Consider the following 20328-nt stretch of genomic DNA (forward strand, 5'->3'; position numbering starts at 1 on the left):
TCAGGATGCAGCCTGTGACCATTTGGCTGTGGGCAGCGCCTTGGCAATCGGGCTCCATTTTGCTTCCTGCGCACGGCGGCTCATATAGGTATCAAGGCCAATCTGCAGCGCCACGAGCATATAGACAAAAGGCTGGAACGCGATGCCGACGAACAACGACCCGACCATATAAATGATATGCGCATTTTCCAGCGCAATGGCGAGCGGGGCGACCCATGCCTCGCTCTGTTTCTTGCTGTGTTGATAGCGCCGCCGCAACACTTCCATCCGCCAAATACCGCCCAGATGAATGAACAACCACATAGCCAGACCGGGGTAGCCCTGTTCGCCCAGCATCTCGAAATAGCTGCTATGATAAGCGCGGCCTTCGTCGACTACTTCGATCGGGCCGTCATCTTCCAGCTCATATTCAAATTCTTGATCAGGCGCCTGCTTGTCCGGCGCCAGTTCATAGGTCAGCTTATTGAGCATATAGGCATTAAACCCGCCTCCCATGGGATTGGCTTTGACATATTCGATGGTCCATTCCCAGACCGCGATACGGGTAGAGGCGGATTCATCGGCTTCATAATTTTGGATTGTCCCCATCCGTTCGGAAAAGCTTTGCGGCAAGAACGGGATCGCCGCCAATCCAACGGCGACCGCCACGCCGGCATAGAGAAAACGATATTTGACAAAACGCAGCTGCAACACGGCCAATACGCCAATACATACTAATCCAGTACGAGCCTGTGTCCCGACGGGAATCAGCAGAGAGGCAAATACCAAGGCCATCGTGAAATATTTAACCCGCCAGTCAGGCGGAAATATCGTACCGAATTTCGAAAGCCACAGCATTAAAGGAATGATCGCAATTGCCACCATCGAGATAATCGAACCTTCATATAGACCGGCATTGTCATCGATAAGCAGGACCAGCACACCGTAACCGCCGCCGGAACCCAGCGTCTTTATCCCGCCGGTAATAATCAATGTGCCGGCGCAGAGCACCATGAACAGCGTCAACGCCTCGATCCGCAATTTGGTCCGTAAAGTGAGGGGAAGGAAAATGGCAAAGACGATCGCCTTCCAGACCCAGTCCCATTTTTCCATCGCAGCTTCGGGCAAAGCCCCCTGAAACGTCGTATAGCCACAATAGAGCAGCAGCAGCACCATCACGCCCTGCCGCACCGAAAAGCGGCTGTCTTTCTTGTCATCCGAGATCAGATAACCGAGAAACGCCATGCCGAATACAATCAGCGACAAGGGAACCGAGTTGAGCAGAAAATAGCTCAGCCGCTGGGGAGCGACGATGTCAATATAGGCATAGACCAACGTAAAGATAAACGGCCGCTTGAAGGCCAGCAACAACAGCGCCAGCAGATAGGCGACAAAAACCAGATCACGCATCGGGCTTGCCCTGCCCTGATTGGATTCGTCTGGCGTGGAAGCCCTCTGGCTCTGCATCCGGTTCCGGCGGGTCTTCATGATCCAGATCGGGACGATGAATCAACCTCCATACCGCGATCAGCAGCAGACCATGTGTCAGAGCGATGGAAAAATTATCGATCATAAAGGGTTAGGCGGCCTCAACTCGTGCATTAGATTCATAACACTATAGGCGTGCGATACAGGCTTATGGTTGACGGACCGTTAATCTTTTTCGGGCAACTACTTACGCCATGACACGGATTCTACATATATTGGATCACAGCCTGCCCCTGCACAGCGGATATTGTTTCCGCACGCGGGCTATTATGAAAGCGCAGATCGCCAGCGGCCTGCAAGTTGCGGGCGTAACCGGTGTCCGGCAGGACCAGCATGGTTATGAAGCACAAGCACTGTTGGAACAGGCAGACGGCCTCGACTTTTTTCGAACATTGACCAATGTGCAAGGCCCGTCACCGGTTCGGGAATGGCGTGAAATATCGGTATTTGCGGACAGAATCGCAGAGGTTGTCCGCGAATGGCGACCCGATGTGCTGCACGCCCACTCCCCCGTATTAAACGGATTGGCCGCATTGCGAGTCGCGCAAAAAGCCGGCCTGCCGTTGCTTTATGAAATTCGGGCCTTCTGGGAAGATGCCGCCGTCGGTAATGGCACCGGCCGCGAAGGCAGTCCACGATACTGGCTCACCCGCCAGTTGGAAAACCATGTCGTAAACGCCGCCGATGCGGTGGCCGTCATCTGCGAGGGGCTAAAAACCGATCTCGTTGCACGCGGCGTCGCCAAAGAGAAGATCACGGTTTCGCCCAATGGTGTCGACATGAGCCTGTTCGGCAAGCCGTCCGTGCCGGATGAAGCGCTGCGCCGGGAACTGGGGATCGCGGGTAAGTCTGTGCTCGGCTTCATCGGAAGTTTTTATGATTATGAAGGGCTGGATGATCTCATCTCTGCCATGCCGATGCTGCAAAGCCACTGTTCCGAATCACATCTTTTGCTCGTCGGCGGCGGCCCGATGGAGGAAAAGCTCAAGGCACAGGTAGAGGCTTCTCCTGCGGCATCAGCCATTACATTTACCGGCCGCGTTCCCCATGAAGAAGTCGAACGCTATTACAGCCTGATGGACATCATGGTTTATCCGCGCAAATCGATGCGGCTGACCGAATTAGTGACGCCGCTCAAGCCGCTTGAAGCCATGGCACAGGGCCGAATCGTCGCGGCATCGGATATTGGCGGACACCGCGAACTGATCGAAGACGGGGTTACAGGCACGTTATTTCCGGCAGGATCGCCCAAAAAAATAGCCGAAAAATTGGCCGAATTGCTGAAAAATCCGGCCATCTGGAACCAAACTGTTGAAAATGCACGGGAATTTGTTTCGAAAAATCGTAACTGGTCGTCAAACATTTTACGTTACGATCCTGTTTACCAAAGGTTGATCGCGCATAAATCCTATGAGCGGGCAGCCTGAAATGGCGGAGATTGGTGTGGAACAGACGCAGCAAAATATGAATGGATTTAAAACGCCCGCAATCGCGGTTGCGGCAGGCATTGGCGGTGCGCTTATCATCGCCACATTGCCGCATGTCTTTCTGGAAAATATCATCGGCACCGCCGGGATTTCTGAAATTATACCCGCTGCTGCACCGCCGCTGGGCAATACGGCGCGCGGATTAGTCGCTATCATGGCCGGACTAGTGTCCGCGTCCGCCATTTACTTATTTCTTAATTACAAAAGGGGCTCGGATATGGGCGTTGCACTTAGAGAAAAAATTAATGCCGCTCATCCGGTTGAGATGGGCCTGAACGAACAGGCGGTTGCAAAGAAAAGCCGGTTCGCCCTGCCAAAGCTTAGCGCTAAATCACTGACCAAATTTCTGAAGAAGCCGAAGACGGACAAGGCCAGAGTGATGGACCTTGCGGATTTGCCGCAACTACGCAAATTGGACAGCGAAAGTGATATCGCGGAGCGGCCGTCTATTTTTTCAGCACCAAAAAAATCGCCCGAAAATCAGCCCCCCCTTTCAGAGGCTATTCAGCCCTCTGAAAATGCTGCACCGGTTGAACCGTTGCAAACCGACATACCGGTCACTTCGGAAGCCATTGCGGAACAATCTCATCCTGCTCCGGCTGCTGAACTACCAACCGAAAATCTATCGGACCTTAACATTGCGCAGCTTACTGATCGCCTTGAATCCAGCCTGCGCCGCTTGAAACAGCTCGAAGCAGCAAGCTTTGCTGTTGCTGATCTGTCTTCAGAATTGCCCGTAGATGCAATGCCGACCCAGCCTGCCGAAGTCGCCGCAGCCGTCGCGGCCCCGATCAACGAAGCTTTTGTAACCGCGCCGCCACCGCTCAAAGAAGTCGAAAAATCTCCAGAAGATATAGCCGTCGCCCATCAGGCCGATATGGATGCGGCGTTAAAGGCCGCTTTGGGAACATTGGAAAAAATGACCGCCCAGCGCTAAATTCTGGCGCGGGCCGGTGCGACTGGATCAATGATCGTCAGTATTTCGAGCGTGAAGCTATTGCATTGACGGGTTTCGTCAACGACCAGTAGGTCAGCGACAAAATGTCCCGGCAGCGTGAATTCATGGTCTGCAATTTTTCTGCTCCATGACGTCATGGCTGGACTGCGAGTCTGTGCCAAGCGCTTGATCTGAACTTTATGCCGCGTGCCGGAAAATGTGACGCTGGCCCAAGGGCGCTCGCGTACCATCGACACCGTAAAGTCCAATCCTACGATCCGCTGGATTTGTTCGAGCAGTAATACTCCGGTGTCTCTGCGGCGCCTTTTTGGTGTGGCAACACTGGCCTGCCCTTCATCCTGCATGGTCAGCCCTCCATTTGTTCATGAAATGTTCCGCCCGTTGTGAAATTTTTTTACCCGGTTGGCGTCCATTACGCAGATCTTCGACAAAGCGCGGGTCGCGTACAGAAAGCCGCCCGAATTTGGTCCATGCCATATCCATTTCACGTAAAAATTTTTCTATTTCCCTCAATAAATACATGGGCTCATCTCCATTTCCCTGTGATGCTTTGATTATCGGCAGACCAAGATCGACTCGATTGCGATAGGGCAAATCCTATTTGAAATGCAATTTCCTACATGTCTAGGATATTTCCTATTGTTATTTTCGGCCATCGGGGGTAAACTCGGCTCATGGCCCAAACAAAACCACAGTTCGGCAATGATCCGCGCGCTAATCTGGCGCAGTTGATTCAGGAGAATCGCGATGATTTTTCGGCGCTATCGCGGATGTTGGGCAAGAACCCCGCCTATATTCAGCAATATATAAAACGCGGGACACCGAAAAAACTGGATGAAGAAGATCGGCGGAAGCTCGCAGAATTTTACGCCGTAGATGAGCAGATATTGGGCGCAGCCGTTCCGGCCAAGACGCCGCGCGCGCGCATGGACGCCCCTTTCGACATGGTGCGGATAAAGCAGCTCGATCTGGGTGCATCCGCGGGCCCGGGATCACTGGCGGATAATGAAACGCCGGAAAACAGCATGGCCTTTGGAGCCAAATGGCTGAAACAACTCGGTACAGACCCCGCCAAATTATCGCTCATCTCGGTTGATGGCGATTCCATGGACCCGACCTTATGCGATGGTGATGACATCATGGTCGATCATAGCGCCGCCGAGCGTCCGTTAAGGGACGGAATCCATGTATTGCGGATGGATGACGTCCTGCTGGTGAAGCGGCTTGCCTTGCTGCCCACTGGAAAATTATCGATCCGCAGCGATAATAGCCGCTACCCCAATTGGGATGATGTTGCGCCGCAGGATGTGAATATCATCGGCCGTGTCGTGTGGACAGGCCGGAGACTTTAAGCGCTTTCAAGCCTCCTCCCGAATTTCTCATATCATTATCCGGCCTTGCAACTTTGCAGTCGCACCGCCAAATAGCATGTATGACAGAAGCTCCCTTAAAAGCCGTGATTATTCCGGTTACGCCGCTCCAGCAAAATTGCACGCTCCTTTGGTGCACCAAAACCAACAAAGCAGCGCTAAGTGATCCGGGCGGCGATTTATCGCGGCTCAAGGCTGCGGTGGCCGAACATGGCGTTGATCTGGAAAAGATCATCATCACCCATGGCCATCTTGACCATTGCGGACAAGCGGGGATGCTGGCGGAAGAATTAGGGATACCGATTGAAGGCCCCCACAAAGATGATTTATTCTGGATCGAGCAACTCGACGGCGACGGCGCGCGCTATGGCATGGAAGCGAAAAGCTTTATTCCCGATCGCTGGTTGAATGATGGCGATCAAGTGACCGTTGGCGATTTGGTACTCGATGTCATCCATTGCCCCGGTCACACGCCGGGCCATGTGATTTTCTATCACCAGCCGTCTAAACTTGCTGTTGTCGGAGATGTTATTTTTCAGGGTTCGATTGGCCGTACAGATTTTCCGCGCGGTAATCATCAGGATCTGATTGATGCGATTACGCAAAAGCTTTGGCCGCTGGGCGACGATGTCACCTTCATCCCGGGACACGGGCCAACCAGCCAATTTGGCTATGAGCGCAAAACCAACGCTTTCGTCGCGGACGATGTTCTCGCCGCGCGATAGCAAATGCCTAAATAATACAAAACTAATCCTGACAGGATTAGCGACTATTCGGGAAAGGTTTTTCTTTCATCACCGTTTCGGCGCTCGCCTTTGCGGCGGTCCGGTCCGGTATAGTTCGGATCGTCCTTCAAACGCCGGTCCGATTTCCGTTTCTCGGATTCTTGGTCGCTTGTTTCATGGTCATTCGACATGACTTCACCCCACTGCTATTTCTGGTCCAATGCAGTAAATATATAGCAAAGATTAAAATAATGCTAGTCAGCCAAGATTAGATGTCCAATTCCAGACAATTAATAGTCAATCCCGCCTTCTATTCACGAACACGGCCGAAGTCAGGGCCATCATCATCTTGCCCCTCTTCGATAATCTGTCTCCGAATAGCGCGGGTTTTAGTGAACAGATCAAAAAGCTCATCGCCTTTATCCCAGCGGATGGCCCGTTGCAGTGCGGTCAGGTCTTCTGAAAAACGCTGGAGCATTTCCAGCACGGCATCTTTATTGGACATAAACACATCCCGCCACATCGTCGGGTCCGATGCGGCAATACGCGTGAAATCGCGAAATCCGCCCGCAGAATATTTAATCACTTCGCTGCTGGTAACATCCTCTAGGTCCGATGCTGTGCCCACAATTGTATAAGCTATGAGATGCGGCAAGTGACTGGTCACAGCGAGGACCAGATCATGATGTTTTGCATCCATGATCTCGATATTCGCGCCCAACTTCTCCCAGAACGCCCGTACCCGTTCGATATCTGCTTCTCGCGCATCATCCGGCGGCGTCAATATGCACCAGCGATCATGGAATAAAGTCGCAAAACCGGCATCTGGGCCGCTATGTTCGGTACCCGCCACAGGATGGGCTGGAATGATACTTGCACCTGGCAATGCCGCCGATAGCGACGCTAATACACTGCCCTTGGACGATCCGACATCGCTGACAACCGCGTCTTCGGGCAGGTCATTCGCGATTTCCTCAGCAATTGCCGCCATCATGCCAACAGGAACACACAGCATGACGAGATCGGCATCGATGACGGCTGCACCGGCGCTATCGGCAATATCATCACAGAAACCAAGTTCCAGCACACGGGCCCGCACAGATGGATCAGCATCATAGCCGGTGATGCGCACCGATGGCATGCTGGCTTTCACAGCATGCGCAATGGAGGAACCGATCAGCCCGAGGCCGATAATTGTAATATTCGAAAAAGGCAGCATCAGTCAGCACTATCCAAAATCTCGCGCAGGGCATCCATGCATCCCAGATTTTCCGCTTCGGTCCCGATGGTGATACGCAGGCCATTGCCCAGACCTTGTCCGGGAAGCCAGCGCACAACATAGCCATGTTCCATCAGCGCATTGTTGACAGTTTCGGCCGACAGCTTCCCTTCAAATAAAACGAGCAGGAAATTAGTGTGGGATGGTATCACCCGCAGACCATGATTGCCGAGCGATTCAATCTCGCCCGTCATCCAGCTGCGCCATTTGCTGTTATGGGTCCGGCTGTTTTCGACAAAATCTTCATCAGCCAGCGCCGCCAGCGCGGCGGCTTGTCCGGCGGTTGTGACGTTAAACGGCTGCCGGATGCGGTTCAATGCATCAATAATCGCGGAAGAGGCATAGCCCCAGCCGATACGTTCTGCGGCTAGGCCGTATATTTTGGAGAAGGTCCGCGTAACGAGAACATTGGACGCCGTCTGGGCGAGTTCCATCGCGCCGTCGTCCTCGTCTGCATCCAAATATTCGGCATAGGCACCGTCCAAAACAAGCAACACATTGCCGGGCAGCGCTTCGTGCAACCGCTTGATTTCGGAAGCATCGGAGAATGTGCCGGTCGGATTGTTTGGATTGGCGAGATATACCAGCTTGGTCTTGTCAGTGACCTTGGCAAGTATTGCGTCAATATCAGTGCCATAATCCCGGTCATCCGCGACGACCGGCGTTCCGCCATAGCGCTTCGCAGCAATCTCATAGACAGAAAAACCATAGCGCACATAGATGACTTCATCGCCCGGCCCCGAAAAGGCATTGGCCGCCAGTTGCAATATATCGTCAGATCCCGAACCACAGATAATCCGACTGTGGTCCAGCCCATATTTGGCGCCGATAGCCGCGCGCAGATCATTGGAACCGCCATCGGGATAGCGGTCTACACTGACTGCAGCCGCCTGTATCGCGGCTCTCGCATCCGGGCTGCAACCCAGGGGATTTTCGTTGGCCGACATTTTAATCAGCTTCTTGCCATCCTTGCTGCCCGCTTTACCGGGAATATAGGCGGCAATATCCATGATCCAGTCTTTTGCCTGCGGAGTAAGATTTCCCATAATAGTCTCTTTATACAAATATCTTGATATAGAGCCGAACTAGTCGCCACAGCTTACCAGTCAACTGCAATATCGTTTGACCGGCGGTGAATCCGCCCTTAGCCACTGAATTTATGAGCGAAGATGCACGTTTTGGTCTGGATAAGTCCGTACGCCTGATGGGCCCGTTACCGCTGGACAGCGGTGCTGCGCTGACGCCTGTCGAAATTGCCTATGAAACTTATGGCACGCTGAATGCGGATGGCAGCAACGCGGTGCTGATCTGTCATGCGCTAACCGGCGATCAATATGTTGCCTCGGTCCATCCCAGTACGGGAAAAGATGGCTGGTGGACGCGCATGGTCGGACCCGGCAAACCGATTGATACGGATCGCCACTGCATCATCTGCGCCAACGTCATCGGCAGCTGCATGGGCTCCTCTGGCCCCGCGACGATCAACCCTGCAACCGACCTGCCATGGGGCATGGAGTTTCCGGTGCTTACCATTGCCGATATGGTGCGGGCGCAGGCATTATTGATTGATTACCTTGGCATAGAGCGACTTCATGCCGTCGTCGGTGGGTCGATGGGCGGGATGCAGGCGATCAGTTGGACGGCGCTTTATCCCGATCGCGTGAAATCCGCCGTCATCATCGCATCGGCCGCCCGTCATTCAGCGCAGAATATCGCCTTTCACGAAGTCGGGCGTCAGGCGATCATGGCCGACCCGCGCTGGCGTGGCGGAGCTTATTATGCCGATGACGATCCGCCGAGCAGCGGCCTCGCCGTGGCGCGCATGGCAGCGCATATCACTTATTTGTCCGAAGCCGGCCTGACCGAAAAATTCGGGCGGCGGCTTCAGGACCGCGATACCAAGACATTCGGTTTTGATGCCGATTTTCAGGTGGAAAGCTATTTGCGGCATCAGGGGATCAGCTTTGTCGACCGGTTCGATGCCAACAGCTATCTCTATATCACCCGCGCAATGGACTATTTTGACTTGGCGGAAGCGCACGGCGGCATATTGGCCAATGCGTTCAAAGGATCAAAAACGCGCTTTTGTTTGATCAGTTTCGATACTGACTGGCTTTACCCGACAAGCGAATCCCGCGCGATCGTCCATGCGCTCAACGCTGCCGGAGCCGAAGTCAGCTTCATGGAATTATCCAGCCCCTTCGGCCACGACAGCTTCCTGCTCGAAAATCCGGAGATGAACCGGATTGTCGACGGGTTTTTGAAAGCGGGAGAAGGGAAATGAACCGACTCCCCTCTATCGTCACCCTGAACTTGTTTCAGGGTCCATCGTGCCCAATCGCGCAGGCCGCGAGTGACCAGACATGGATGCTGAAACAAGTTCGGCATGACGAATGGGGACAAGAACAATGACCAAACTCCGCCCCGACTTGCAAATCATTGCCGACAATATCGTACCCAACAGCCGCGTGCTCGACATCGGCTGCGGAGACGGCGCGTTGATGGCGGCCTTGCGGGACCAGAAACAGGTCGATGCGCGTGGGCTAGAGATTAATCCGACCAATGTCGCCACCGCCGTCAGCAAAGGCTTGTCCGTGGTACAGGGCGACGCTGCTACCGATCTTGCCGCCTATCCGGACGGCAGTTTCGACTATGCAATCCTTAGCCAGACACTGCAAACAACGCACCGGCCCGACATCATGCTGGAGCAATTGCTGCGTATCGGGAAACAGGCCTTTGTCAGCTTCCCCAATTTCGCCCATTGGCGGGTGCGTACCTCCCTATTCTTTGGCGGCCACATGCCAGTGACCCGCCTGTTGCCGCAAACATGGTATGACACGCCCAACATCCACCATGTGACCGTCGACGATTTCCGCGCGCTGGTGCGTGCCGGTAAATTTACGCAAGAAGGCGAATGGTTTTTGAGCGGCGACAAGCAGATGAACCGCGGCATGGCCAATTTACTGGCGGAACATGCGGTGTTTTTGTTGCGGGGGTGATAATTATTACTGCCAAAGGCACCAAAAAATTGATCCCTGTATATTCTAGGATTTAAAGTGCCCTAGTGGTATTACATCGGTAATATGGAATCCAATTTGACATCTCGAAAATACTTTAGCGCTCGATCTAGCAATAGTGCTCATGCGCCTTTGATCGACTTGCCAGTGCTAAAAGCTCTTGTTCTTAGTATTTATGAATATTTGCAAAGTAATGGATATTTTGACGAAGCATTTGGGTTCACGTGCGTTGATGAAGGGGAGGTTGAGGGCACCGTAGGTAATAGCGTAAATTCATATGTTTTAATTACCATAATGAAAAAAGATATGTGGCCCATTAGTGAAAAAATTGATGGTTATAGCGAACCTGATTTATTCGATATGATTGAGTTTCTGTTCGACCACGTAAGCGAACCCAAGGTAAAAAATTATCACGGCTGGAATGACTGCGGTTATCATTATAGCGAGTTCAATAAGGTGGATGGCCAAGGAGAATATCGACAGAGGATAAATAAATTGCTGGAGCGCTATGACAAGCGCTTCACGCTTAATGAGCGTGGCGAGATAATGGCTCTAGGCTCTATCGGCTTAAACAAATTATTCACTGCAAAATTGCCTACCGACGAGATTACCGTCACAGATAAAGTCGAAAATGCGGTTGAACGCTTTCAACGATATAGTAGCAGTGTGGATGACCGACAAAAAGCGGTCCGTGACCTAGCTGATGTCCTTGAGTGGTTGCGCCCCCAAATTAAAATAACTTTGCTCAAACAAGACGAAAAAGACTTATTTCAGTTGGCAAATAACTTTGGCATCCGACATCTAAATCAGAAACAAAAATTAGATTACGATAAAGCTATTTGGTTAAGTTGGATATTTTACCACTATTTGGCTACAATCAACGCATGTTTACATTTAATTAAACGCCAAAAAGTGAAGTAACTGAATCCTTTACCGCTCCCGAGTAGCGCTAAACTTAATCTCCGGATTGCGCTCTTCCTGATAGCCGACATCCCAGGCCGATTTCGCCAGAAATACCAGATTATCATCGCGGTCTTTGGCCAGCGAGCTTTGGTTGATATTCGCAAAAGCATAGAGCACGCTTTCATCGCCGCTGATCCAGCGGGCGGTTTCGAACGGTGCCTGTTCGAGATAGGCATCGACCTTATATTCCGCCTCCAGCCGCGAAACGAGCACTTCGAGCTGCAATTGCCCGACCACGCCGATAATCCAGTTGGCGCCGAGTTCGGGATAGAAAACCTGCACCACGCCTTCTTCGGATAGGTCATCCAGCGCCTTGCGCAGCTGCTTGGTCTTGGTCGGATCGCGCAGGATCACGCGGCGGAGGATTTCCGGTGCGAAATTCGGTAGGCCCGTAATCCGCACCTGATTTTTCTCGGACAGAGTATCACCGACCCGCAAGGTTCCGTGATTGGGAATGCCGATAATATCGCCGGGCAGCGCGGTATCCGCAATCTCGCGGTCTTGCGCGAAAAACAAGATGGGGGAATGGATCGCAATCGGCTTGCCAAGGCCCGAAGGGGTCAGCTTCATGCCGCGTTTAAACTCGCCCGAACAAAGCCGCATGAACGCAACGCGGTCGCGGTGCTGCGGGTCCATATTGGCCTGAATCTTGAAAATAAAGCCGGTGACATCTTTATCGGCTGGATCAACCGGCGCGGGTTCGGCTGGTTGGGGCCGCGGGCTGGGAGCATAATCGGCAATCGCCTCGATCAACTCCTCGACACCAAATTGTTTGAGCGCAGAGCCAAAGAATACCGGTGTCAGGTCGCCGTTTTGATAAGCCTCCAGATCAAAGCTGCTATAGCCGCCCTGTGCCAGCTCGCCTTCGCTGGTGAGCCGCGCCAAAGCCTCTTCGCTCAGCACCTCGGCAAGTTTCGGATCATCCAGACCGGTAAATTGCTGTGACCGGCCATCATAGGCCTTGCTGTCGCCTTCGGGCTGATGCAGTTGATTGCGCATCAAGTCATAGACGCCTTCAAACTGCCCGCCCATGCCAGTGGGCCAGCTCATCGGGCACACATCCAGCGCCAATTTATCCGCCACTTCGTCGAGCAGATCAAATGGATCGCGACCTTCGCGGTCGACCTTGTTGACGAAGGTGATGATCGGCACAGAACGCATCCGGCAGACTTCAAAAAGTTTCAGCGTCTGCGCCTCGATACCGCTGGCCGCATCAATTACCATGATCGCGCTATCGACGGCGGTCAGTGTGCGGTAAGTATCTTCGGAGAAATCTTCATGGCCCGGTGTGTCGAGCAGGTTAAACGTGATGCCATTGCGTTCGAATGTCATCACCGAGCTGGTCACGGAAATCCCGCGTTGTTGCTCGATCTTCATCCAGTCCGACCGCGCCCGCCGGTTATCACCGCGCGCCTTCACCTCGCCCGCCAAATGGATAGCGCCGCCTTTCAGCAAAAGCTTTTCAGTCAGCGTCGTCTTACCCGCATCGGGGTGAGAGATAATCGCGAATGTACGGCGTGGATTGGTCATAAATTGGTTTTTCTCATCCGTCGTCACCCTGAACTTGTTTCAGGGTCCATTGTTCGTCTTTAATCAGCATCTATGAGGAGGAATGGGTCCTGAAACAAGTTCAGCATGACGAAACTGCTTCTATCCCCTCAGTTCCGCTCCCAGTTTAGCCGCCGAAGCGACAACCGCATCCGAAAGCGCCTTCAAATCCTCTTCGGTCAGCGTCGCGTCCGTCGGTTGCAGCGTTACTTCCACCGCCAGCGATTTCTTGCCTTCGCCAACGCTCGCCCCTTCGAACAGATCGAAAATCCGTACGTCGGTAATCAGTTTCTTGTCTGCGCCTTTGACCGCGCGTGCCAGGTCACCGGCGGCAACATCTGCGTCTACGATGAACGCGAAGTCACGTTTCACCGCTTGCAAGACCGGCGGAGCAAAAGCCTCACGCATATGGGTTTTCGCCTTTTTCAGCGGAATGGCATCGAGGAAAATCTCGGCGCCCACAGCCGCACCTTTAAGGCCCAGCTTTTTGGTGACAGAAGGATGCAACGCGCCATAAGCGGCGAGAACTTTCTTCGGGCCGAGCCGCAATGTACCGGATTGACCGGGATGATAATGATCACCGGCTTCCGCAAAATCCATCAATTTATCAACCGGAGCGCCAGCGGCTTCCAATATCGCCAGCACTTCGGCCTTGGCATCATAAGCGTCAAACTTGGTGGCGGGTCCGCCCTGCCAACTGCGCGCGCGATTTTCGCCCGTCAATATCAGGCTGATGGTCGGATGTTCGCTGGTTTCGAGATAACGCCGTCCGACTTCAAACAAGCGGATGCTAGCCGCACCGCGATCGACATTACGCTGCGCCGCGGCGATCAGGCCGGGGAGCAGTGACGGGCGCATAACTTTCAAATCTTCGCTGATCGGATTGGCAAGCGACCAGGTGCCGCCGCCAAAGGGCGCCGCCTCTTTGTCAGAGATAAAGCTCCAGTTGACGACTTCGTTCAACCCGCGTGCGGCGGCTGCGCGCCGTGCCTTGCGTTCGGCCAATTGTTCGGGAGACGCCGTGGGCTTCGCCACCCCTGCCTTACGCGGCAGCGGCGTGGACGGAATAGCATCCAGACCTTCGATGCGGATAATTTCCTCCACAATATCCTGCCAACCCGTGACGTCACGCCGCCATGTCGGCACGGTAACTTGCCAGTCAGGCTCAATAATAAAGCCAAGGGCTTCCAATATAGCCTTTTGCCTATCGGCAGCCACGTCCAGACCGCCCAGAGTCATGCATTGCGCGGGATCATAGCTGAACGTGCGTTGATCGGTTGGCGCTGTGCCAGCACGCGTAATTTCGCTCGCCGTTCCGCCGCAAATTTGCAGCACCAGCGCCGTGGCGATATTGATACCGTCATCCAGAAATGCCGGATCAACGCCGCGCTCAAACCGCTGCCGTGCATCGCTGGTCAGCATCAGCTTTTGTCCGGTTTTGGCAATCGAGGCAGGATCAAAATAAGCACATTCGATCAGCACTTCCGTCGTGCTTTCTTCCGACCCCGTTTCCGCGCCGCCCATGATACCGCCAATATCATGCGCGCCATTATCATCAGAAATGACGGTCATGCTCTCGTCGAGTATATATTCCTTGTCATTCAGCGCTGTCAGCTTTTCGCCAGCCGAAGCCTTGCGCGCGACAAGGCCTCCGCTCAGCTTAGTTGCATCATAGACATGCAAGGGCCGTCCGTGATCGAGCATGACATAATTGGTAATATCCACCAGCGCGTTAATCGGTTTCTGGCCAGCAGATTTGAGCCGCGCCTGCATCCAGTCAGGCGCTTTGCCATTGGTAAGGCCGCTAACGGTGCAGCCGTAAAAGGCAGGGCAACCCTCTGCGTCATCGGTGCGGACATTTGGGCCAGCGCCGTTGCGTGCAATCTCATCGATCACCAACGGTTTAAGCGTGCCCATGCCGGCCGCCGCGAGATCGCGGGCGATGCCGCGCACGCCCATGCAATCCTGACGATTGGGCGTAATCGCAACATCAATGATCGGATCATCGAGCTGGGCGTAATCGGCATAGCTTGTGCCCACCGGCGCGTCAGCCGGCAGCTCTATGATACCGTCATGATCTTCGCCCAATTCCAGCTCGCGCGCGCTGCACATCATGCCGAAGCTTTCGACGTCACGGATTTTGGCTGGCTTCAGGGTAAAATCACTGCCCGGAATATAGGTTCCAGGAGGGCCGAAGACACCAATCATATCCTTGCGCGCATTGGGCGCGCCGCACACGACTTGCCATGGCTCGCTGGACCCGTCGTCGACTTTTAGCAATTGCAGCTTGTCGGCATTGGGATGCGGACCAGCGGCGATGACCTTTGCCACGCGAAATGGTTTGAGCGCATCAGCGGGATTTTCCAATCCCTCTAGCTCCAGCCCGATAGCGGTCAGCTTATCGGTAATCTCGGTGAGGCTTGCATCGGTGTCGAGATGGGCTTTGAGCCAGCTTAGCGAAAATTTCATGCGCCGACTCCTCCGCTTAACGTGGGAACGTCGAGCGCGTTAAATCCATAATGTTCCGTCCAGCGCAAATCGCCGTCAAAAAAGGCGCGCAGATCATCCATGCCATATTTCAGCATCGCAAGCCGGTCGATGCCGCAGCCAAAGGCAAAGCCCTGCCACACATCGGGATCAAGGCCGCAATTGCGGATCACATTGGGGTGGACCATGCCGGAGCCGAGGACTTCCATCCAGCCGCCCCCAATACCATCAACGCCGCCTTGCGCGTCGCCGCCGATGATCCGGCGGCCTTTTTCCACGGAAAACCCGACGTCCACTTCGGCAGAAGGTTCGGTGAACGGGAAATAGCTGGGGCGCAGGCGCAGTTCGATATCTTCGCGCTCGAAAAAGGCGCGGATAAAGGTTTCCAAGGTCCATTTAAGGTGGCCCATGTGAATACCCTTGTCGATCACCAGTCCTTCGATCTGATGGAACATCGGGGTATGGGTGGCATCGCTATCGCTGCGATAGGTGCGGCCCGGTGCAATGATATGAATTGGCTCACCCGCTCCGCCGGTTTGCTTGGCGACATTCATCATCGTGCGAATCTGTACCGGTGACGTATGCGTGCGGAGCAATTTGGGCATGTCATTCTCATCCGTTTGCGGGAAATAGAACGTGTCATGCATCGCCCGTGCCGGATGGGTGTCGGGAATATTGAGTGCGGTAAAATTATGCCAGTCGTCTTCAATTTCAGGGCCGGTCGCGACAGAGAAACCTAGATCGGCAAAAATCTCTGCGAGTTCGTCCATGACTTGCGACACCGGATGGATGCTGCCCTTGGGCGCACTCGGCGGCGGCAAGGTCATGTCGAGTTTTTCAGTGGCGAGGCGAGCGTTCAGGGCTTCGCTTTCCATTGCGTCTTTTTTCGCGGCAAGAGCGTCGGCCACGGCTTGGCGCGCGCCATTGATTTTCGGGCCTTCGGTTTGCCGTTCTTCGGGCGTCATTTTACCGAGCGTTTTGAGCAGCAGCGAAATTTCACCCTTTTTGCCCAGCGCCGCGACGCGAATAGCTTCCAAAGCATCGCCATCACCAGCGGTACTTATCTCATCGAGATATTTATCTTTGATTGCTTCGATGTCGCTCATCTTGTCATCCCTACCCAACAGTCTTCATGCTGAACTTATTTACCTTCGGTGGCCGTCGGCTCAGCATCCATCTAACCGCTTGAACCAGCCTATCAAGGAGAAATGGACCCTGAAACACGTTCAGGGTTACGAACGGGGGTGGTTCGCCTGATTCTCCCAATAAAAAAGCGCCGCGAGATTGCTCTCCGGCGCTTTTTTTAAATTATGAAAAGCTTCAAGCTTTCGCCAGAGCATCCTGCGCCTGTTTGATGATGCCGCTAAACATAGCAGGTTCATTCATCGCCAAATCGGCCATTACTTTACGATCCAGTTCAATACCGGCAAGCTTGGTGCCGTGCATGAATGTGCCGTATGTCATGCCTTCTGCGCGAACCGCAGCGTTAATACGCTGGATCCAGATTGCGCGAAACGCACGTTTCTTAACTTTACGATCGCGATAAGCATATTGACCGGCTTTTTCGACAGCCTGTCTTGCTACACGGATGGTGTTCTTGCGACGGCCATAATAGCCCTTCGCCTGAACCAATAATCTTTTATGTTTTGCACGGGTGGTTACACCCCGTTTTACGCGTGCCATATCTTATATCCTTGAAATTTTTGTGAAGCGATGGAAGCCAAAGAGCTATTAAAGCCCGTAAGGTGCCCATTTCTTTACTGTTTTCGCATCTGCGTCAGCACAGTTTTTTGTGCCGCGGTTTTGCCGGATATATTTGCTGTTATGGCTCATCAAACGGTGGCGTTTGCCAGCTACACCGTGCGTAACTTTGCCGGTGGCGGTGATTTTGAAGCGTTTCTTCACACCACTTTTGGTCTTCAACTTGGGCATTTTGGTCTCCTTCAGAAAAGTACCGTTACGGACGCATGTGGCAGCCCAACACTGGCCAGTGCATCACATAGGAAGGGCGGCAATAGCGAGATTCGCCTGAAATGCAAGATATAATGCAAAACCGGCGCTGGTTTTCGATGGCTTTGATTAGGCCGCGTTGCAATTATCGTCGGAATCGGGATCATCTGGCCTATCCATGGCCTGCAATGGCCGACCCAATGCTTTAGTCCGTTCTGTCGCACCAATTCCGAAAATCGGGTGCGGCTGGGCCATATATTGCCTCGGCGTTAGTCCCATAAACCGTTTAAAGTCGCGATTGAAATGCGCTTGATCATAGTAATTAAGGTCGACACATTCACTCCAGCTTTGGTTCGGGTTCATCATAGCCTGCCCCAACGTCCGAACAAATCGCTGCCGTCGCAAAAGTAGTTTCGGAAGAAAGCCGAAAACCCGATTCGAAAAGCGGCTCAGCTGCTTCGTATCCATTCCTAGTCGTTCACTCAAAGCCCCGACGCTGTCAATATTTGGATCGGTCAGCGCCAAATGTGCCGCCTCGATCAATTCCTCATCCGCATCAGGCGGTCCCAAGGATTCCAGAAGAATGTGGTTGAACATATCAACCATCTCGGCCTCGGTTTTCAAATCCCCGACGCTGCGCCAGATATCGGCAAAAAGATCGAATTTATGAGCAGCTTCGACATCCACTACACTATTGGCCCAACGCGATGCCGGCTGACGGACAAATTTATACCAACCGAGGGGCAAAAATCCAATCGCTGCGATTCGGGCAAATTTGCTTGAAATAGGCGTCGCTAGACTTGTCGGCCCCGCCATAACGGCCCGCGGAGATTGATGGGGCTTGGCTGACGGAACCGTCATATTGACGCTGCCGCGATAGATGAAACGCACGCTAGCCCATTGGGGCAACATTAAATCCGATATTTCAGAGTTATCCGGACTATCAATATTCGTAAAATAATAGGTCGTGAGATAGCGCTGCAGAGGCGGTGGCGGACGAACGAAACGTGTTGTGCTGACCGGCTCTAGTGATGGCATGCAATTGCTTCCAGCACATCGTCAATGCGCGCCTGATCTCCAATGGCGAGCACATGCCCGTCGGATTCGGCGTGGAGCGGCTCGCCGTTCCAATCGCACATCATCCCGCCTGCGCCCTCAATAATCGGAGCAAGCGCAGCGTAATCATGCAGCTTTAGCCCTGCTTCACATACGACATCGACATGGCCGCTGGCCACCAGTCCATAATTATAGCAATCGCCACCATAGATGATTTTGCGCGGCGCAACTTTTGCGGCCAGCCCCATAAAATGCTCGGCATCATGTTCGTCAAATTGATGCGGGGTCGTGGTGGCCAGAACGGCATCTTTTAATTCACGGCAACGACTGGATTTTGCAGGTGCCCCGTTAAAAGTCGTCGGTCTTCCCACGACGCCGATCCACCGTTCACGGGCGATGGGCTGGTCAATAATACCGATAACCGGCCAGCCGTCCTGCATCAGCGCGATCAGCGTTCCGAAAATCGGCCGACCGGCAATGAAACTGGTTGTGCCATCAATGGGATCAAGCACCCATTGACGGGCAGCGCCTTCATTGATCGTGCCATATTCTTCGCCGATGATACCGTCGTCGGGAAATTGGGTTTCGATAATCTTGCGCATCGCTGCTTCTGCGGCGCGGTCCGCTTCAGTTACTGGGGACGCATCGCTTTTCGATTCCTGATCAAATTTCGCACGATAAAACGGCCGGATCGCTTCGCCTGCCGCATCGGCAAGAGTTTGAGCAAGTGCGATATCCTTGGGTGTCATTTACGCTCCGGTTCATGCCCTGCACTTTGTGCAAAGCCTAGCTTCATTACAGGGATAGCTTAACACGTAGCTCCTTATCAAGGGTGGAACGCGCGACCACTAATCAAACAGGCTGGATACGGAGCTTTCATCGCCGATCCGTTTAATCGCTTCGCCCAATAATGGCGCGATGGTCAAATGGCGAATGCGATCGGAATCTTTAACCGCTTCGGTTGCGCCGATAGAATCGGTAATGACCAATTCCTTAAGTGCGCTAGCATTGACGCGCGCAACCGCACCGCCAGAAAGTACGCCGTGCGTACAATAAGCCACGACTTCGGTTGCGCCTTTATCTTTCAAGGCTTGCGCCGCATTACATAAGGTTCCGCCAGAATCGACAATATCATCAATCAAGATGCAGAAGCGGCCGGAAACATCACCGATGATATTCATGACTTCTGATTCACCTGCCCGCTCGCGGCGTTTATCAACAATAGCCAAAGGTGCGTTATCAAGACGCTTTGCCAATGCGCGGGCACGGACCACGCCGCCGACATCGGGCGATACAATCATCAATTCATGCGCCCCAAAACGCGCTTGAATATCGGCAGACATGACCGGCGCACCATAGAGGTTGTCGGTAGGTATATCGAAAAAGCCCTGAATCTGGCCGGCATGCAAATCTACCGACAGCACACGGTCAGCACCGGCTTCGGTAATCAGATTAGCGACAAGCTTAGCGGATATGGGTGTTCTTGGTCCCGGCTTCCGGTCTTGCCGCGCGTAACCGAAATAGGGGATGACGGCAGTAATGCGTTTGGCGGAAGCGCGGCGCAACGCATCGATACCGATGAGCAATTCCATCAGATTGTCATTGGCCGGAAAGCTGGTCGATTGCATGATGAAGACATCTTCACCGCGCACATTTTCATGAATTTCAACAAAAATCTCATCATCTGCAAAGCGTTTGACGCTAGCGTCGGTCAGCTTCGTATCCAAATAGTCGGCGACCGACTGGGCGAGCGACAAATTGCTGTTACCGGACATGAGTTTCATAGAGTGGCTTCCCCAAGAGCAGGCCAGCCATTGCATCAGAATCGCGGACCCTATGTGAATATTTCGTGCCCCTGTTAGACAGATGCATCGCAAATCAAAAGTGCCTTTTGTCCAAAACCAGCCAGATTATTTCAACTTTATTACACAAACGGTTAAAACGCCTAACCTCTGCGGCCTTGCATGAGCAGCTGGAACGATTTTTTTCTGCCGAAAAACTCTCTGGCCATTATTAAGGCC

23 protein-coding genes are annotated in these 20328 nt (G+C 53.4%); 8 read left to right on the plus strand and 15 right to left on the minus strand.

Annotated features, from left to right (window positions below):
* The gene (locus V7676_RS05270) at window positions 1-1389 is read right to left on the minus strand and encodes a putative O-glycosylation ligase, exosortase A system-associated (RefSeq protein ID WP_335658592.1); all 1389 of its coding nucleotides are present in this window, start codon (window positions 1387-1389) and stop codon (window positions 1-3) included.
* Window positions 1382-1552, minus strand: coding sequence for a hypothetical protein (locus V7676_RS05275; RefSeq protein WP_335658593.1), 171 nt, complete (start codon window positions 1550-1552; stop codon window positions 1382-1384). The genes V7676_RS05270 and V7676_RS05275 overlap by 8 nt, the downstream gene beginning before the upstream one ends.
* 109 nt (window positions 1553-1661) lie before the next feature.
* Here V7676_RS05275 and V7676_RS05280 point away from each other — a divergent pair, with 109 nt between their 5' ends.
* Window positions 1662-2894 carry a TIGR04063 family PEP-CTERM/XrtA system glycosyltransferase gene (locus tag V7676_RS05280; protein WP_335658594.1) on the plus strand — a complete coding sequence of 411 codons (1233 nt, stop codon included), beginning with the start codon at window positions 1662-1664 and terminating at the stop codon, window positions 2892-2894.
* On the plus strand, window positions 2878-3891 hold the full coding sequence (locus V7676_RS05285; protein ID WP_335658595.1) for a hypothetical protein: 1014 nt from the start codon (window positions 2878-2880) through the stop codon (window positions 3889-3891). Before V7676_RS05280 ends, V7676_RS05285 begins: the two co-directional genes overlap by 17 nt.
* On the opposite strand, the gene V7676_RS05290 is transcribed toward V7676_RS05285, so the two are convergent.
* Entirely contained in the window at window positions 3888-4256 is a 369-nt protein-coding gene (locus tag V7676_RS05290; protein WP_335658596.1) for a hypothetical protein, read from the minus strand. The two genes, V7676_RS05285 and V7676_RS05290, sit on opposite strands and share 4 nt — an antisense overlap.
* Window positions 4246-4434 (minus strand): hypothetical protein, encoded by a 189-nt coding sequence (locus V7676_RS05295; protein ID WP_335658597.1) that lies wholly within the window; start codon window positions 4432-4434, stop codon window positions 4246-4248. Before V7676_RS05295 ends, V7676_RS05290 begins: the two co-directional genes overlap by 11 nt.
* A 152-nt stretch (window positions 4435-4586) precedes the next feature.
* Between V7676_RS05295 and V7676_RS05300 the strand changes: the two genes are divergently transcribed.
* Entirely contained in the window at window positions 4587-5264 is a 678-nt protein-coding gene (locus V7676_RS05300) for a S24 family peptidase (protein WP_335658598.1), read from the plus strand.
* An 80-nt stretch (window positions 5265-5344) separates the two neighbouring features.
* Window positions 5345-6007, plus strand: coding sequence for an MBL fold metallo-hydrolase (locus tag V7676_RS05305; protein ID WP_335658599.1), 663 nt, complete (start codon window positions 5345-5347; stop codon window positions 6005-6007).
* Window positions 6008-6051: 44 nt separating this feature from the next.
* On the opposite strand, the gene V7676_RS05310 is transcribed toward V7676_RS05305, so the two are convergent.
* The 3 genes from V7676_RS05310 to hisC form a co-directional block, all read right to left on the minus strand.
* Window positions 6052-6198, minus strand: a complete 147-nt coding sequence (locus V7676_RS05310; protein ID WP_335658600.1) for a hypothetical protein — start codon at window positions 6196-6198, stop codon at window positions 6052-6054.
* A 119-nt stretch (window positions 6199-6317) separates the two neighbouring features.
* Window positions 6318-7226 (minus strand): prephenate/arogenate dehydrogenase family protein, encoded by a 909-nt coding sequence (locus V7676_RS05315; RefSeq protein WP_335658601.1) that lies wholly within the window; start codon window positions 7224-7226, stop codon window positions 6318-6320.
* A complete protein-coding gene (gene hisC, locus V7676_RS05320; RefSeq protein ID WP_335658602.1) occupies window positions 7226-8332 on the minus strand; it encodes a histidinol-phosphate transaminase in 1107 nt (368 codons plus the stop codon). Before hisC ends, V7676_RS05315 begins: the two co-directional genes overlap by 1 nt.
* A gap of 113 nt (window positions 8333-8445) precedes the next feature.
* Here hisC and metX point away from each other — a divergent pair, with 113 nt between their 5' ends.
* From metX to V7676_RS05340, 4 genes are all read left to right on the plus strand, one after another.
* Complete coding sequence (gene metX, locus V7676_RS05325) at window positions 8446-9570, plus strand: homoserine O-acetyltransferase MetX (RefSeq protein ID WP_335658603.1); 1125 nt, start codon at window positions 8446-8448, stop codon at window positions 9568-9570.
* On the plus strand, window positions 9567-9698 hold the full coding sequence (locus tag V7676_RS05330) for a hypothetical protein (protein WP_335658604.1): 132 nt from the start codon (window positions 9567-9569) through the stop codon (window positions 9696-9698). The genes metX and V7676_RS05330 overlap by 4 nt, the downstream gene beginning before the upstream one ends.
* The gene (gene metW, locus V7676_RS05335) at window positions 9695-10285 is read left to right on the plus strand and encodes a methionine biosynthesis protein MetW (protein WP_335658605.1); all 591 of its coding nucleotides are present in this window, start codon (window positions 9695-9697) and stop codon (window positions 10283-10285) included. Before V7676_RS05330 ends, metW begins: the two co-directional genes overlap by 4 nt.
* Before the next feature lie 96 nt (window positions 10286-10381).
* Window positions 10382-11224 (plus strand): hypothetical protein, encoded by an 843-nt coding sequence (locus V7676_RS05340; protein WP_335658606.1) that lies wholly within the window; start codon window positions 10382-10384, stop codon window positions 11222-11224.
* A 9-nt stretch (window positions 11225-11233) separates the two neighbouring features.
* On the opposite strand, the gene V7676_RS05345 is transcribed toward V7676_RS05340, so the two are convergent.
* The 8 genes from V7676_RS05345 to V7676_RS05380 form a co-directional block, all read right to left on the minus strand.
* Window positions 11234-12796 carry a peptide chain release factor 3 gene (locus V7676_RS05345; protein WP_335658607.1) on the minus strand — a complete coding sequence of 521 codons (1563 nt, stop codon included), beginning with the start codon at window positions 12794-12796 and terminating at the stop codon, window positions 11234-11236.
* 120 nt (window positions 12797-12916) lie between these two features.
* Complete coding sequence (pheT, locus tag V7676_RS05350) at window positions 12917-15283, minus strand: phenylalanine--tRNA ligase subunit beta (protein ID WP_335658608.1); 2367 nt, start codon at window positions 15281-15283, stop codon at window positions 12917-12919.
* The gene (gene pheS / locus V7676_RS05355) at window positions 15280-16407 is read right to left on the minus strand and encodes a phenylalanine--tRNA ligase subunit alpha (RefSeq protein ID WP_335658609.1); all 1128 of its coding nucleotides are present in this window, start codon (window positions 16405-16407) and stop codon (window positions 15280-15282) included. Before pheS ends, pheT begins: the two co-directional genes overlap by 4 nt.
* 214 nt (window positions 16408-16621) lie before the next feature.
* Complete coding sequence (gene rplT / locus V7676_RS05360) at window positions 16622-16984, minus strand: 50S ribosomal protein L20 (protein ID WP_335658610.1); 363 nt, start codon at window positions 16982-16984, stop codon at window positions 16622-16624.
* Between the two features lie 48 nt (window positions 16985-17032).
* Window positions 17033-17233: a 50S ribosomal protein L35 gene (rpmI, locus tag V7676_RS05365; protein WP_335658611.1), complete on the minus strand. Its 201-nt coding sequence runs from the start codon at window positions 17231-17233 to the stop codon at window positions 17033-17035.
* 147 nt (window positions 17234-17380) lie between these two features.
* Entirely contained in the window at window positions 17381-18289 is a 909-nt protein-coding gene (locus V7676_RS05370) for a helix-turn-helix domain-containing protein (protein ID WP_335658612.1), read from the minus strand.
* Window positions 18277-19056 (minus strand): histidinol-phosphatase, encoded by a 780-nt coding sequence (gene hisN / locus V7676_RS05375; RefSeq protein WP_335658613.1) that lies wholly within the window; start codon window positions 19054-19056, stop codon window positions 18277-18279. The genes V7676_RS05370 and hisN overlap by 13 nt, the downstream gene beginning before the upstream one ends.
* A gap of 99 nt (window positions 19057-19155) precedes the next feature.
* A complete protein-coding gene (locus V7676_RS05380; RefSeq protein ID WP_335658614.1) occupies window positions 19156-20091 on the minus strand; it encodes a ribose-phosphate pyrophosphokinase in 936 nt (311 codons plus the stop codon).
* Window positions 20092-20328 lie beyond the last annotated feature (237 nt).

Source organism: Parasphingorhabdus sp. (assembly GCF_036963805.1).
In the GTDB taxonomy this organism is placed as follows: Bacteria; Pseudomonadota; Alphaproteobacteria; order Sphingomonadales; family Sphingomonadaceae; genus Parasphingorhabdus.

Bases quoted from the DNA above. Each gene is read 5' to 3' on its own strand.
- V7676_RS05305 (WP_335658599.1), top strand. From the start codon at position 5,345: ATGACAGAAGCTCCCTTAAAAGCCGTGATTATTCCGGTTACGCCGCTC.
- V7676_RS05310 (WP_335658600.1), bottom strand. From the start codon at position 6,198: ATGTCGAATGACCATGAAACAAGCGACCAAGAATCCGAGAAACGGAAA.
- V7676_RS05315 (WP_335658601.1), bottom strand. From the start codon at position 7,226: ATGCTGCCTTTTTCGAATATTACAATTATCGGCCTCGGGCTGATCGGT.
- pheS (WP_335658609.1), bottom strand. From the start codon at position 16,407: ATGAGCGACATCGAAGCAATCAAAGATAAATATCTCGATGAGATAAGT.
- metX (WP_335658603.1), top strand. From the start codon at position 8,446: ATGAGCGAAGATGCACGTTTTGGTCTGGATAAGTCCGTACGCCTGATG.
- metW (WP_335658605.1), top strand. From the start codon at position 9,695: ATGACCAAACTCCGCCCCGACTTGCAAATCATTGCCGACAATATCGTA.
- pheT (WP_335658608.1), bottom strand. From the start codon at position 15,283: ATGAAATTTTCGCTAAGCTGGCTCAAAGCCCATCTCGACACCGATGCA.
- hisC (WP_335658602.1), bottom strand. From the start codon at position 8,332: ATGGGAAATCTTACTCCGCAGGCAAAAGACTGGATCATGGATATTGCC.
- V7676_RS05300 (WP_335658598.1), top strand. From the start codon at position 4,587: ATGGCCCAAACAAAACCACAGTTCGGCAATGATCCGCGCGCTAATCTG.
- hisN (WP_335658613.1), bottom strand. From the start codon at position 19,056: ATGACACCCAAGGATATCGCACTTGCTCAAACTCTTGCCGATGCGGCA.
- V7676_RS05280 (WP_335658594.1), top strand. From the start codon at position 1,662: ATGACACGGATTCTACATATATTGGATCACAGCCTGCCCCTGCACAGC.
- rpmI (WP_335658611.1), bottom strand. From the start codon at position 17,233: ATGCCCAAGTTGAAGACCAAAAGTGGTGTGAAGAAACGCTTCAAAATC.
- V7676_RS05290 (WP_335658596.1), bottom strand. From the start codon at position 4,256: ATGCAGGATGAAGGGCAGGCCAGTGTTGCCACACCAAAAAGGCGCCGC.
- V7676_RS05345 (WP_335658607.1), bottom strand. From the start codon at position 12,796: ATGACCAATCCACGCCGTACATTCGCGATTATCTCTCACCCCGATGCG.
- V7676_RS05285 (WP_335658595.1), top strand. From the start codon at position 2,878: ATGAGCGGGCAGCCTGAAATGGCGGAGATTGGTGTGGAACAGACGCAG.
- V7676_RS05370 (WP_335658612.1), bottom strand. From the start codon at position 18,289: ATGCCATCACTAGAGCCGGTCAGCACAACACGTTTCGTTCGTCCGCCA.
- V7676_RS05270 (WP_335658592.1), bottom strand. From the start codon at position 1,389: ATGCGTGATCTGGTTTTTGTCGCCTATCTGCTGGCGCTGTTGTTGCTG.
- V7676_RS05295 (WP_335658597.1), bottom strand. From the start codon at position 4,434: ATGTATTTATTGAGGGAAATAGAAAAATTTTTACGTGAAATGGATATG.
- V7676_RS05380 (WP_335658614.1), bottom strand. From the start codon at position 20,091: ATGAAACTCATGTCCGGTAACAGCAATTTGTCGCTCGCCCAGTCGGTC.
- V7676_RS05330 (WP_335658604.1), top strand. From the start codon at position 9,567: ATGAACCGACTCCCCTCTATCGTCACCCTGAACTTGTTTCAGGGTCCA.
- V7676_RS05275 (WP_335658593.1), bottom strand. From the start codon at position 1,552: ATGATCGATAATTTTTCCATCGCTCTGACACATGGTCTGCTGCTGATC.
- rplT (WP_335658610.1), bottom strand. From the start codon at position 16,984: ATGGCACGCGTAAAACGGGGTGTAACCACCCGTGCAAAACATAAAAGA.